Origin of the sequence: Variovorax paradoxus (genome assembly GCF_024734665.1) — a bacterium.
GTDB lineage: Bacteria > Pseudomonadota > Gammaproteobacteria > Burkholderiales > Burkholderiaceae_C > Variovorax.
The window spans coordinates 4,987,977-5,001,781 of sequence record NZ_CP102931.1 but is presented as its reverse complement, the minus strand read 5'-3'; the positions used below and the strand labels follow the sequence as shown (position 1 = coordinate 5,001,781).

At 64.9% G+C, this 13,805-nt stretch carries 9 protein-coding genes and 2 pseudogenes; 7 read left to right on the top strand and 4 right to left on the bottom strand.

Annotated features, from left to right (window positions below; translation table 11 throughout):
* Nucleotides 1–10 precede the first annotated feature (10 nt).
* The 4 genes from tam to NWF24_RS23660 all read left to right on the top strand — a co-directional run bounded on the left by tam (nt 11) and on the right by NWF24_RS23660 (nt 5,045).
* Nucleotides 11–796 carry a trans-aconitate 2-methyltransferase gene (gene tam / locus NWF24_RS23675; protein WP_258350676.1) on the top strand — a complete coding sequence of 262 codons (786 nt, stop codon included), beginning with the start codon at nt 11–13 and terminating at the stop codon, nt 794–796.
* Nucleotides 793–1,791: an HpcH/HpaI aldolase/citrate lyase family protein gene (locus NWF24_RS23670; RefSeq protein ID WP_258350675.1), complete on the top strand. Its 999-nt coding sequence runs from the start codon at nt 793–795 to the stop codon at nt 1,789–1,791. Before tam ends, NWF24_RS23670 begins: the two co-directional genes overlap by 4 nt.
* A 34-nt stretch (nt 1,792–1,825) precedes the next feature.
* Nucleotides 1,826–2,383 (top strand): hypothetical protein, encoded by a 558-nt coding sequence (locus tag NWF24_RS23665; protein ID WP_093049550.1) that lies wholly within the window; start codon nt 1,826–1,828, stop codon nt 2,381–2,383.
* A gap of 76 nt (nt 2,384–2,459) precedes the next feature.
* The gene (locus NWF24_RS23660; protein WP_258350674.1) at nt 2,460–5,045 is read left to right on the top strand and encodes a bifunctional aconitate hydratase 2/2-methylisocitrate dehydratase; all 2,586 of its coding nucleotides are present in this window, start codon (nt 2,460–2,462) and stop codon (nt 5,043–5,045) included.
* A 75-nt stretch (nt 5,046–5,120) separates the two neighbouring features.
* Here the strand turns inward: NWF24_RS23660 and NWF24_RS23655 are convergent, their stop codons facing one another.
* Together NWF24_RS23655 and NWF24_RS23650 are read right to left on the bottom strand one after the other, a co-directional pair.
* A complete protein-coding gene (locus NWF24_RS23655; RefSeq protein WP_258350673.1) occupies nt 5,121–5,981 on the bottom strand; it encodes a hypothetical protein in 861 nt (286 codons plus the stop codon).
* Nucleotides 5,982–6,002: 21 nt separating this feature from the next.
* Nucleotides 6,003–7,139: a DUF2827 domain-containing protein gene (locus tag NWF24_RS23650; RefSeq protein WP_258350672.1), complete on the bottom strand. Its 1,137-nt coding sequence runs from the start codon at nt 7,137–7,139 to the stop codon at nt 6,003–6,005.
* A 502-nt stretch (nt 7,140–7,641) separates the two neighbouring features.
* Between NWF24_RS23650 and NWF24_RS34335 the strand changes: the two are divergent.
* Nucleotides 7,642–8,724 (top strand): annotated as a pseudogene (locus tag NWF24_RS34335) (ESPR-type extended signal peptide-containing protein); the annotation flags it as partial.
* An 83-nt stretch (nt 8,725–8,807) separates the two neighbouring features.
* Here the strand turns inward: NWF24_RS34335 and NWF24_RS34330 are convergent.
* Nucleotides 8,808–8,975 (bottom strand): hypothetical protein, encoded by a 168-nt coding sequence (locus NWF24_RS34330; protein WP_309148895.1) that lies wholly within the window; start codon nt 8,973–8,975, stop codon nt 8,808–8,810.
* On the opposite strand from NWF24_RS34330, the pseudogene NWF24_RS34325 reads away from it, so the two are divergent.
* A pseudogene (locus NWF24_RS34325) lies at nt 8,947–11,634 on the top strand (beta strand repeat-containing protein); the annotation flags it as partial. The gene NWF24_RS34330 and the pseudogene NWF24_RS34325 overlap by 29 nt on opposite strands.
* Here NWF24_RS34325 and NWF24_RS34320 read toward each other — a convergent pair.
* Entirely contained in the window at nt 11,523–12,635 is a 1,113-nt protein-coding gene (locus tag NWF24_RS34320) for a hypothetical protein (RefSeq protein ID WP_309148893.1), read from the bottom strand. The pseudogene NWF24_RS34325 and the gene NWF24_RS34320 overlap by 112 nt on opposite strands.
* On the opposite strand from NWF24_RS34320, the gene NWF24_RS34315 reads away from it, so the two are divergent.
* Nucleotides 12,559–13,773, top strand: coding sequence for a YadA-like family protein (locus NWF24_RS34315; protein WP_309148887.1), 1,215 nt, complete (start codon nt 12,559–12,561; stop codon nt 13,771–13,773). The genes NWF24_RS34320 and NWF24_RS34315 overlap by 77 nt on opposite strands.
* Nucleotides 13,774–13,805 lie beyond the last annotated feature (32 nt).

Genomic DNA, 13,805 nt, shown 5'->3' with positions numbered 1-13,805 from the left:
GCCAGCCAGCATGCTCGACTGGAACCCCGCGCTCTACCGTCGCTACGAGGACGAGCGCACCCGACCCGCACAGGAGCTCCTGGCGCGGGTGCCACTGACCGAGGCCGCCCGCGTGGTCGACCTCGGGTGCGGACCGGGCAACTCCACCGAGCTGCTGGTCAACCGGTTCCCGAAGGCGCAAGTCCTCGGAACCGACAACTCCGAAGCCATGCTTGTCAGCGCGCGCGAGCGCCTGCCGCAGGCGCGCTTCGAGTTGAGCGACATTGCGACCTGGGCGCCGCAATCCCAAGAAGAAGCGCCCGACCTCATTTATGCCAACGCGTCCCTGCAGTGGGTGCCCGATCACGAAAAGCTGATCCCGCGCCTGTTCGATGCGCTGGCCCCGGGTGGCGTGCTCGCCATCCAGATGCCCGACAACCGCCAGGAGCCCACGCATCGCCTGATGCGTGCGGTGGCCGCTGAAGCACCGTGGGCCGAACGCATCGGCGACGCCGACAAGCTGCGCACCCTGCTGCTCGACCTCGGCGGCTACTACGACCTGCTGGCGCCACGTGCGGTGCATGTCGATGTCTGGCACACGATCTACCAGCACCGCATGGCCGATGCCGCCGCCATCGTCGAATGGGTGCGCGGCACGGGGCTGAAACCCTTCGTCGACCGCCTGCCGCCGGACCTGCAGGCGAGCTATCTCGCCGAGTACGAACGTCGCGTGAACGAAGCCTATGCGGTGCGCACCGACGGCAAGCGGCTGCTCGCCTTCCCGCGCATGTTCATCGTGGCGCAGAAAAAGGCATGACGAAGACGGTTCATCCCGCTGAAGTACTGCTCGGCGCACAAGCCGGCGCCGTGACGCTGCCCGTGTGCGACCACTACAGCGGCGTCGAGGCGCGCATGAAGAAGAGTCTCGCGCTCCAGGCCGAGATGGCCGAGGAGTTCGGCGCCTGCGTGTTCGACGTTACCCTCGATTGCGAAGACGGCGCCCCGGTGGGCGGCGAAGCCGAGCATGCCGCGCTCGTCACCGAACTGGCGCTGGCCGCCAGGCCCGGCATGCGCGTCGGCGTGCGCGTGCATCCCGTCGACCATCCCGCCTTTGCCGGCGACGTGATCACCATCGCCGGCCGTGCCGCCCAGCGCCTGAGCCACCTGATGGTGCCGAAGGTCGAGTCGGTGGCCGATGTGTTGCAGGCTGTCGCGGCGCTCGAGGCGGCCGATGCCGATGCATTGCCGCTGCACGTGCTGATCGAGTCGCCGCTCGCCGTGCACAACGCCTTCGAGATTGCTGCCCATCCGCGCGTGCAGTCGCTGAGCTTCGGCCTGATGGATTTCGTCTCGGCCCACGCTGGTGCGATCCCCGCCGATGGCATGGGCGCGACAGGGCAGTTCAGCCACCCGCTGGTGGTGCGCGCCAAGCTGGCCATCGCATCGGCCGCGCATGCCTACGGCAAGGTGCCTTCGCATTGCGTGGTCACCGAGTTCAGCAACACCGATGCCATGCGCACGGCGGCCCGCAAGGCGGCCACCGAATTCGGCTACACGCGCATGTGGAGCATCCATCCGAACCAGATCCGCCCCATCCTCGAGGCCTTTGCGCCCGACGAGGCGCAGATTCAGGTTGCCACACAAATCATTGCAAAAGCGGCGCTTGCCGATTGGGCTCCGACACAAATTGATGGCACATTGCACGACCGCGCGAGCTACCGCCACTTTTGGCAGGTCTTGACGCGCGCCCACGCAACAGGGCGCGCGTTGCCCCCCGAGGCGAAAGCCTGGTTTGCGCTCGCGGCCTCCTGAAACTCTCTGAATCCAGCCTCAAGGAAACCCACACATGAAGAAAATTGCCCTGATCGCCGCCGTCGCCCTGGCCCTGCCGCTTGCAGCAGTCGCGCAGGACGCCAAGCCCGCGGCCAAGCCTGCGGCAAAGGCCGAAGCCAAGAAGACGCCTCCCAAGCGCCAGGTCACCCGCAAGGCGGCCAAGGCTGTCGAGGAAGTCACGCCGATCGCTGACGACACCAACGTCGTGCTCACCGACGCTGACCTGGCCGTTGCCCAGCGCGTGTCGATCGGCCGCGCCCAGTGCGAACTCGGCGCCGACGTGACCGTCACGCCCGACGAAAAGAAGCCCGGTTTCTTCACCGTCACCACCAAGGGCCTGAAGTACCGCATGCACCCGGTCGAAAGCCGCACCGGCGCCATCCGCCTCGAAGACCCGCGTGCCGGCGCCATGTGGCTCCAGCTCGGCAACAAGTCGATGCTGATGAACCAGAAGGCCGGCCTGCGCATTGCCGATGAATGCCAGACCGACGCCCAGGTCGCATTTGCCGCAGAAATGAAGAAGAACCCGCCGAAGGCCCTGTTCGAAGGCGCCGACGGCGAAAAGAAGTAAGTAACGAAACGGCGTGCGGCGCGGCTCTTGCTTGCCGTACTGCACGCCCGCCAGCTCAGTTTCCGGAGAAAAGAAGATGTTGCAAGCCTACGTTGACCATGTTGCCGAACGCGCCGCGCTCGGTATCCCGCCGCTGCCCTTGAGCGCGAAGCAGACCTCTGAAGCAATCGAGCTCCTCAAGAGCGCGAATGCCAAGGACGGCGCCTTCCTGCTCGACCTGCTCACCTTTCGCGTGCCCGCCGGCGTCGATGACGCCGCCAAGGTCAAGGCGAGCTACCTCGCGGCCGTGGCCCACGGCACCGAGAAGAGCGAGTTCATTTCGCGCGCCCGCGCGACCGAACTGCTCGGCACCATGCTCGGCGGCTACAACATCAGCCCCATGATCGACCTGCTCGACGACGCCGAAGTAGGCAGCACGGCAGCAGAAGGCCTGAAGAAAACCCTGCTGATGTTCGACCAGTTCCACGACGTCAAGGAAAAGGCCGACAAGGGCAACGCCAACGCCAAGGGCGTGCTGCAAAGCTGGGCCGACGCCGAGTGGTTCACCAGCCGCCCCGAAGTGCCCGAAAGCATCACCGTCAGCATCTTCAAGGTGGCTGGCGAAATCAACACCGACGACCTGTCGCCCGCGCCCGACGCGACGACCCGTCCCGACATTCCGATGCACGCGCTCGCGATGCACAAGAACGCGCGCCCAGGCATCGTGCCCGAGGAAGACGGCAAGCGCGGCCCGGTGAAGTTCATCGAAGACCTGCGCGCGCGCGGCCACCTCGTGGCCTATGCCGGCGACGTGGTCGGCACGGGTTCGTCGCGCAAGAGCGCCACCAACTCGGTGCTCTGGTTCACCGGCGAAGACATTCCCTTCGTGCCGAACAAGCGTTTCGGCGGCGTCTGCCTCGGCGGCAAGATCGCTCCCATCTTCTACAACACCATGGAAGACTCGGGCGCGCTGCCGATCGAACTCGACGTGGCGCAAATGAACATGGGCGACGTGGTCGAGCTGCGTCCCTATGAAGGCAAGGCGCTGAAGGACGGCAAGGTCATCGCCGAGTTCCAGGTCAAGAGCGACGTGCTGTTCGACGAAGTGCGCGCGGGTGGCCGCATTCCGCTGATCATCGGCCGCGGCCTCACGGCCAAGGCGCGTGAGGCGCTGGGCCTGCCCGTTTCGACGCTGTTCCGCCTGCCGCAAAGCCCGGTCGACACCAAGAAGGGCTTCTCGCTCGCACAGAAGATGGTCGGCCGCGCCTGCGGCCTGCCTGAAGGCCAGGGCGTTCGCCCGGGCACGTACTGCGAACCCAAGATGACCTCGGTCGGCTCGCAGGACACCACCGGCCCGATGACGCGCGACGAGCTGAAGGACCTGGCTTGCCTGGGCTTCTCGGCCGACCTCGTGATGCAGTCGTTCTGCCACACGGCGGCGTACCCCAAGAAGGTCGACGTCAAGATGCACCACGAGCTGCCCGAGTTCATGGCCAACCGCGGCGGCGTGTCGCTGCGCCCTGGCGACGGCGTGATCCATTCCTGGCTCAACCGCCTGCTGACGCCCGACACCGTGGGCACGGGCGGCGACAGCCACACCCGCTTCCCCATCGGCATCAGCTTCCCCGCGGGCTCGGGCCTCGTGGCCTTTGCTGCCGCCACCGGCGTGATGCCGCTGGACATGCCCGAATCGGTGCTCGTGCGCTTCAAGGGCAAGATGCAACCCGGCGTGACGCTGCGTGACCTGGTCAACGCCATTCCGCTGTACGCCATCAAGTCCGGCCTGCTGACGGTCGAGAAGAAGGGCAAGAAGAACATCTTCTCGGGCCGCATCCTCGAAATCGAAGGCCTGCCCGACCTGAAGGTGGAGCAAGCCTTCGAGCTGAGCGACGCCTCGGCCGAACGTTCGGCCGCCGGCTGCACGGTGCACCTGAACAAGGAACCGATCATCGAGTACATCAACAGCAACATCACGCTGATGAAGTGGATGATTGCCGAAGGCTATGCAGATGCCCGCACGCTGGCACGCCGCATCGCCGCGCAGGAAGCCTGGCTTGCGGACCCGCAACTGCTCAAGGGCGATGCCGACGCTGACTACGCCGCCGTGATCGAGATCGACCTGGCCGAAATCCACGAACCCATCGTGGCCTGCCCGAACGACCCCGATGACGTGAAGACGCTCAGCGACGTGGCCGGCGCCGTGATCGACGAAGTGTTCATCGGCTCGTGCATGACCAACATCGGCCACTTCCGCGCCGCATCGAAGCTGCTCGAAGGCAAGCGCGACATCCCGGTCAAGCTGTGGATCGCGCCGCCCACCAAGATGGACGCGCAGCAGCTCACCGAGGAAGGCCACTACGGCGTGTTCGGCAATGCCGGTGCCCGCACCGAAATGCCGGGCTGCTCGCTGTGCATGGGCAACCAGGCGCAAGTGCGCGAAGGTGCGACGGTAATGTCGACCAGCACCCGCAACTTCCCCAACCGCCTGGGCAAGAACACCAACGTGTACCTCGGCTCGGCCGAGCTGGCCGCCATCTGCTCGCGCCTGGGTCGCATCCCGACCCGCGAGGAGTACATGGCCGCCACTGGCGTGCTCGATGCGTCCAGCGCGCAGATCTACCAGTACCTGAACTTCGACAAGATCGAGGATTACAAGGGCGTGGCGGATTCGGTCGCGGCCTGATCTTCTTCGGATCGCTCCAATAAAAAAGCCTCGCTTCGGCGGGGCTTTTTTGTGGGCGATGCGCCTTCGTTCAGCTTAAAGCGACGGTGCGTTGGGCTGCAGGTACTCCTGGCCCGTGAGCACCATCTTTGCGCCGACCGGGCCGCCCACTGCATGGGGCAGGGAGGTCAGCAACGAGTTGGCGAAGTCGCCGCGGTACAGCTTGGCGCCCTGGTGCGTCAGGTTGGAGTTGGCGTCGATGTAGATCGACTCGCCCAGCCCTGACCACAGGCGGCAGAAGCCGTAGTCTTCCGAGAGATAGCGGCGCGTCTGCGGGTCGACCATCACGTCGAAGAAGCGGTAGTGCAGGCCCAGGTCGGCCTCGCCGATGCTGTCGGGCACGTAGGCGAGATCGGGGTAGCTCGACATGAGCCGCTCGAACACGGCGCGCTTGATCACCATGAAGCCGGTCGGCGCCTCGGTCATCTCCATGAAGCCGTCGGGCTGGATCTTGAGTTCGACCTGTGAAGTGGTCTCCGAAGCCTTGGCGTTGACCGTGTAGCGGGTGAAGGTGGCCTCGAACTGCTGCTGCGTCGTGCCCGCGGCCACGCCGCCATCGGGCCAGTTCTCCCGCTTCAACGGGTAGACGCCGGCCGCGATGTCGTAGCCCGACAGCAGCAGCCGGAAGGCCGCCTGCGCCGAGAAGCCGATGTCCGCGTCGATCCAGAACAGGTGGGTCCATTGCGGATTGGCGAGGAACTGGGCCACGCAGTTGTTTCGCGCGCGCGTCACCAGGCTCTCTCCCTGGTGCATCAGCACTTGCATTCGCATGCCGGCGCGCTCGGCCTGGACAGTGAAGTTCAGCATCGAGGCGACGTAGTTCTGGAAGAACTTGCCGTCGTGACTCGGTGTCACGACCACGGGAAAGAACTGCTGGAGTTCGGACGGGTCAAGCATTTCGGGGCTCCGTGTGCCTGTCTATTGGGCGGGGCGCTGCATCAGGCCGAGCAGCAGGTTGTTGTAGACCTCGGTGGCCTCGGCGTTGCCGGGGAGGTAGCGGTCGATCAGGCTGCGCTGGCGCTTGCGATAGGCGGCTGCCTGCGCATCATGGGTGTCGATGGCTTCGAGCACCCGGGCGCTGCCGCCGGCCACGTCGTTGCCCTGGTAGTAGTAGCCGAGGTCCGCGCACAGGTGCGCGTTGTGCACCAGCGGATAGCCCTGCCAGCAGGTCTCGAGGTAGAAGTAGTTGAGCGGGTTCTCCCACTGGTGCGAGACCATGATGTCGGTGTTCTGTGCGAGGAACACGGGCGTTTCATGTCGGCCCAGGAAGACCGCCTTGTGCTCTCGCACCAGGTCGAGCTGGTTCATCAGTGTGATGAACTCCATGTTCTCTTTGGCCAGCCGCTCGGCATTGGTGACCTGCAGCAGCGCGATGGCTTCGGGCCGCGCGCGGTAGGCCAATTCCGCGATCAAAACCGGGTAGAGGCAGAACTTCACCACGTTGATGTTCGGCTCCATCACGCTGAGGCGGCGCGGCCCGGCGTGCGGCTGGTAGACGCCGGCATCGGGCAGGCCGCGCGTGCGTTCGTCCAAAAACACCGGGCTCCACACGAAAGGCACGGGGCGCGCCTCGGCCCGGCGCAGCACCTCGAAGTACGGCTGGCTGATGTTCGCCACCTGCGGAACCATCCAGATGTCGTCATAACGCTGGTTCACGAACAGGTTCTGTCCCCAGAGCGGCTTGTTGAACAGCATCGACTCCATGGCGTGCACGTATTCGAAGCCGCAGCAATAAGACACCAGCCGCGCGCCACGCTGCTTCAGGTAGTCGGTCTGCGCCGCGTCAATCTGGCCGCCGAGCTCGATCAGCACGTCCACGCTGTCCTTGGCTGCCTCGAAGGTCACGGTGGGCCAGCGTGTCTGGTCCCAGGGCAGGGCCGGGGTGATCGGGATCGCCGTGGTGTTGACCAGTACCACCGAGGCCACGTCCGGGCAGTGCTTCAGCGCTTCCGCCAGGAACACGGCGTTCTGCTTGATGCCGTTGTTCCAGAGGGTTTCGGCCTCGTGGTGGAGGCCGATAGTGATGCCGATGCGCAGTTGAATGGCGGACCTCATTTAATTGTTTCAAGAATGTTAATTGCCACCCTCGGCGATTGGAGATCGCTTTCTGGAATTGGCGATTAATTAACTTCTATGTGAAGAAATTCCTATTTTGGCGGGCTTTGTCATTCTTTGAGGCTTGCAAAGAGTAGATGCACTGTTCTTTGAGGCGGCCGCGAGAAGAAGGAAAAAGAGGGATTATCGGCGAAGTTATGTGAAAAAAGTCCGCTGAAGCCGAACTTTGGATTCTATGTGGCCTCCCGCTTTCAGTGGCTTGTCGGCAACCCTCAGGCCTGAATGAGTTCACTCATATTTCATTTTTGTGAACTAAATCATTGGTTCGAAATTTCCCTATTGCGGCATGCGAACTGAAATGTAAACAAGTCCGTACATTCCAGCATTCCTGTAATCGAGGCACTGCCTGGCGCGTGCCTTCAGCGATGGAACCTGACGCAGGGGCATCGCATTTTTTGTCGATCTGAACCCGTCAATCCATTCACCGCGAGCCGAATAGCAAATGAACAAGTCATACAGAAGCATATGGAACGAAGCCCTGGGAGCATGGGTGGCGGCTTCCGAGCTCACCTCGGCGCGCGGCAAGCGAAGCGGTAGCGCGAAGCGGTCGACGTTCCGTCTCCTGGCCGTGGCCGCCATCTATGGGGTGATGCAGGGCGGAGCCGGGGTGGCGTACGCCAACGTCATCAATACGGACGGCACCTGCGTGACGGGATCGAGTGGCATCGTCGGCCGCGTGAATCCCGGGAGCACCAGTGGAGCGACCGGCGCACCGACGCAAGACGGTACCGGCACCTACTCGCTGGTGTCGGGATGCAACGCGACCGGTACGGGCTCGACTGCAGTGACTGTGTACGGCGCATTCGCCCAGGGCCGGGCAACCGGAGCTTCCGCATTCGGCTTCCTCAGCAACGCGAGCGGCAAGTGGAGCAGCGCCTACGGGCTGGAGTCGAACGCGGGCGGCATCTCCAGCATCGCGATGGGCTTCGGCAGCAATGCTGCCGCGCTCAATGCCGTAGCCATTGGCGGCGCGGGCGGGGACGGCACTACCCCGCTGACCATTGCCAACTCGACCACCGCCTCGGGCAGCGGGGCGGTGGCCATCGGCAGCAACGCGACCAAGGGCGCGCAGGCGACCGCGACAGATTCCATCGCCATCGGCGGCCAAGCCTTTGTCAGCGCCGGAGCCACTTCGGGCGTGGCCATCGGCCGCGGCGCCAACGTCGCGGGTACCAGTGCGGTTGCGCTGGGTGACGGCGCGAACGCGTCCGGCAGCAATGCCATCGCCATCGGCATGAATGCCAATGCTGCGACTACCGGCGCCTCGAATCTTGCGATCGGCTGGGGCGCCGTGGCGACGGGTACGGCTGCTGGGTTGGGCGATTCCACCGCCGTTGGCACGAGTGCCAAGGCCACCGGCCAGGATTCGACCGCAGTTGGCGGCCAGACCACGGCAAGCGCCACGAACACGCTGGCGATCGGCAACAACGGCACCACGGCTTCGGCCACCGGCGCGACCGCCTTCGGGGTGGGCGCCAAGGCCACGGGCCAGAACTCGCTCGCAGCAGGCAATGGCACGCTGGCTTCGAACACCGGCTCCATCGCCATCGGCAGCAACACCACCGACGTGGCCAAGTCGGCGGCCGTCGACGGCATCGCCATCGGCGGTCAGTCTTCGGTGGCGGCTGCCGCCAACTCCGGTATCGCGGTCGGTCGCGGCTCGATCGTCAGCGGCACAGCCGGTGTTGCCGTTGGCGACGGCGCCAATGCAGCGTATGCAAACAGCGTCGCAATCGGCGCGGGCAGCGTGACCGGCGCCGCGGCGCCTACCGGCAAGGGGTTCCTCACCAACACCAACGCGCCTGCGTCCGAGGTTTCGGTGGGTTCGTCTTCCGCCCTGCGGCGAATCACGAACGTTGCCGATGGCGCGGCGCCCCAGGACGCCGTGACCGTGGCTCAGTTGAGCACGGGCATGAGCACTACCGCGAGCAGCATCGGCAGCCTGTCCACGGGCCTGAGCACGACGAACAGCAATGTGACCAGTCTGTCGACCTCGACCTCGACGGGTCTGAGCACCGCGACGAGCAACATCGGCAGCCTGTCGACCGGGCTCAGCACGACCAACAGCAGGGTTTCCAGCCTGTCGACCTCGACTTCGACCGGTCTGAGCACTGCGACAAGCAGCATCGGCAGTCTGTCGACTGGTTTGAGCACGACCAACAGCACCGTCAGCAGCCTGTCCACTGGCCTGAGCGCGTCGGCGAGCAGCATCGGTAGCCTGTCGACCGGCTTGAGCGGCACGAACAGCAGCGTGACCAGCCTGTCCACGTCGACCTCGACGGGTCTGAGTACGGCGACTAGCGGCATTGGCAGCCTGTCCACGGGCTTGAGCACGACAAATAGCAACGTGACCAGTCTGTCGACCTCGACGTCGACCGGTCTGAGCACGGCGACGAGCAGCATTGGTAGCTTGTCTACCGGCCTGAGCACGACCAACAGCAATGTGACTAGCCTGTCGACTTCGACCTCCACGGGCCTGAGCACAGCGACAAGCAGCATCGGCAGCCTGTCTACCGGCTTGAGCACGACCAACAGCAATGTGACCAGCTTGTCGACTTCAACGTCGACCGGTCTGAGCACTGCCACGAGCAGCATTGGTAGCTTGTCTACCGGCCTGAGCACGACCAACAGCAATGTGACCAGCCTGTCGACCTCGACGTCGACCGGTCTGAGCACAGCGACGAGCAGCATCGGTAGCTTGTCGACTGGCCTGAGCACCACGAACAGCAACGTGACCAGCCTGTCGACCTCGACGTCGACCGGTCTGAGCACAGCGACGAGCAGCGTCGGCAGTCTGTCTACAGGCCTGAGCACGACCAACAGCAACGTTGCGAGCCTGTCGACTTCGACCTCGACGGGTCTGAGCACCGCCACGAGCAGCATTGGCAGCCTGTCTACCGGCTTGAGCACGACGAACAGCAACGTCTCCAGCCTGTCCACCGGCTTGAGCACCGCAACGAGCGGCATCGGCAGCCTGTCGACCGGCCTGAGCACGACCAACAGCAACCTCGGCACCCTGAGCACGTCGGTCAGCTCGATCTACAACACGGGTACGAAGTACTTCCACGCCAACAGCACCGGCGCGGACAGTCAGGCCAACGGCGCCGACAGCGTGGCCATCGGCCAGAACGCGATCTCCAACGGCGACAACAGCGTGGCGGTCGGCAAGAACGCCCAGACCACCAAGCCCGACAGCGTGGCGCTGGGTGCGAACTCGGTTGCGAGCGTGGGCGCGTTGGCCAACTACGACGCGTTCGGCTTGACGAGCAAGCAAAGCTCGTCGGGTGAAGTGAACGTGGGCAACCGCCAGGTCACAGGCGTGGCGCCGGGCAGCGCGGACCAGGACGCCGTCAACGTCCTGCAAGTCAAGACCGTCACAGCTTCGTTGTCGAGCAGCATCGGCACCGCAACGAGCAGCATTGCCAGCCTTTCGACCGGCCTGAGCACGACGAACAGCAATGTGACCAGCTTGTCGACTTCAACGTCGACCGGTCTGAGCACTGCCACGAGCAGCATTGGTAGCTTGTCTACCGGCCTGAGCACGACCAACAGCAATGTGACCAGTCTGTCGACCTCGACGTCGACTGGTCTGAGCACTGCGACGAGCAGCATCGGTAGCCTGTCGACTGGCCTAAGCACGACGAACAGCAACGTGACCAGCCTGTCGACGTCGACCTCGACCGGGCTGAGCACGGCGACGAGCAGCATTGGTAGCCTGTCTACAGGTTTGAGCACGACGAACAGCAATGTGACCAGCCTGTCGACCTCGACCTCGACGGGCCTGAGCACAGCCACAAGCAGCATCGGCAGCCTGTCCACGGGCTTGAGCACGACAAACAGCAATGTGACCAGCCTGTCGACCTCGACGTCGACCGGTCTGAGCACAGCCACCAGCAGCATCGGCAGCCTGTCGACGGGCCTGAGCACGACGAACAGCAACGTCACCAGCCTCTCGACTTCGACTTCCACGGGCCTGAGCACGGCGACGAGCAGCATTGGCAGCCTGTCTACCGGCTTGAGCACGACCAACAGCAACGTGACCAGCCTGTCGACCTCGACCTCCACGGGCCTGAGCACGGCGACCAGCGGCATCGGCAGTCTGTCGACCGGCCTGAGCACGACGAACAGCAACGTGACCAGCCTGTCCACGGGCTTGAGCACGACAAATAGCAACGTGACCAGCCTGTCGACCTCGACGTCGACCGGCCTTAGCACCGCCACCAGCAACATCGGCAGCCTGTCCACCGGCCTCAGCACCGCCAACAGCAGCATCGGCAGCCTGTCCACGGGCATCGCGAACTCGGTCCAGTACGACGATGCGACTCACACCAAGGTCACGCTGGGCGGCGTCGGTGCGACATCGCCGGTCATCCTGACCAACGTTGCCGCGGGTGTGAACCCCACTGACGCGGTGAACTTCGGCCAACTGACTTCGCTGTCGACCTCGGTTTCCAGCGGTATTGCCAGCCTGTCGACTTCCACTTCGACTGGCTTGAGCACTGCGACAAGCAGCATCGGCAGCCTGTCTACTGGTCTGAGCACGACGAACAGCAACGTCTCGAGCCTGTCGACCTCGACCTCCACAGGCCTGAGCACTGCCACGAGCAGCATCGACAGCCTGTCTACGTCGACTTCAACGGGCCTGAGTACCGCGACCAGCAGCATCGGCAGCCTGTCTACCGGCTTGAGCACGACGAACAGCAACGTCTCCAGCCTGTCGACTTCGACCTCCACAGGTCTGAGCACCGCCACAAGCAGCATCGGCAGCTTGTCCACGTCGACTTCGACGGGCATCAGCAGCCTGTCGACCGGCCTGAGCACGACGAACAGCAACGTTTCCAGCCTCTCGACATCGACTTCCACGGGCCTGAGCACTGCCACGAGCAGCATCGACAGTCTGTCCACGTCGACTTCAACGGGCCTGAGCACGGCGACCAGCAGCATCGGCAGCTTGTCGACCGGCCTGAGCACGACAAACAGCAATGTGACCAGCCTCTCGACCTCGGTCTCCACGGGCCTGAGCACTGCCACGAGCAGCATCGACAGCCTGTCCACGTCGACTTCGACGGGCCTGAGCACGGCGACCAGCAGCATCAGCAGCCTGTCGACCGGCCTGAGCACGACGAACAGCAATGTGGCGAGCCTGTCGACGAGCCTGAGCGGTTCGACGAGCGCCATTGCCAGCCTGTCGACTTCGACCTCGACCGGCCTGAGCACGACAAACAGCAGCGTTGCCAGCCTCTCGACCTCGACCTCCACAGGTCTGAGCACTGCCACGAGCAGCATCGACAGTTTGTCCACGTCGACTTCGACGGGCCTGAGCACCGCGACAAGCAGCATCGGAAGCCTGTCGACCGGCTTGAGCACCACCAATAGCAGCCTCGCAAGCCTGTCCACGTCGACCTCGTCGGGCCTGAGCACCGCGACCAGCAACATCGCCAGTCTCTCGACGGGCGTCGGTAGCCTGTCGACCAGCCTGAGCACGACCAACGTCAACGTCAACAGCCTGAGCACGTCGGTCAACAACATCTACAACACCGGCACCAAGTACTTCCACGCCAACTCGACGGCGGCAGACGCAGACGCCTCCGGCCAGGAAGCCGTGGCGATTGGCCCGCAGTCGGTGGCCAGTGGCGCCAACTCCTTCGCGGCCGGCAACGGTGCGAAGGCGACGGCCGACGGCGCGGTGGCGGTGGGCTTCGGCGCGCAGGCCACGGGTGCGAACGCGATCGCCATCGGCACCGGAGCGCTGGCCACGGGCTCGCAGGCGATCGGCGTGAACTCCCGCGCGGGCGGCGGCGGCGTGGCGCTGGGCGACAACGCGGATGCCGGCGGCACGCAGCTGAGCAAGGCGCAGAACATCTCGCAGGGCACGGCCATCGGCTTCGGCGCGATCGTGACGCAAAGCGGCGGCGTCGCACTGGGCTCGGGCTCGGTGGCTTCCACCGCGGCGGGCGTGGCCGGTTACGTGCCGGGCGGTGCGTCGGCACAGCAGCAAGCAGCCGTCAATGCGACCACCAGCACGCAGGCCGCGGTGTCGGTGGGCGATGCAGCCAACGGGCAGTACCGCCAGATCACGGGCGTGGCAGCAGGCACGGCCGACAGCGACGCGACCAACGTGGCGCAGCTCAAGGCATCGGCAGCCGCCGCGAAGGCCGGCAGCGTGCAGTACGCGACCAACCCGGACGGCTCGGTCAACTACAACCAGATCACGCTGGGCAACGGTCAGGCGACGGGCGGCACGCGCATCAGCAACGTGGCACCGGGCATCCTGCCGGGCGACGCGGTCAACGTGCAGCAGCTGAACCAGGTGCAGAGCCAGGTCGGCGATGTGGCCCGCATTGCCTACTCGGGCACGGCCATGGCCTTCGCGATGTCGGGCACGTATCTGCCGACGCTGTACCCCGGCGAGAAGACCGTGGGCGTGGGCCTCGGCAGCTACAAGGGCTACAGCGCGGTGGCGCTGACCTTCAAGGCGCTGTCCGACGACGGCAAGATGTCCTGGGGCGCGGGCCTGACGACCACGGGCAAGGAGTGGGGCGTCAACGCCGGCATCGGCTGGAAGTGGAAATAAGCCACTGAATCGGCCAGCGACCGGCCGGCTCC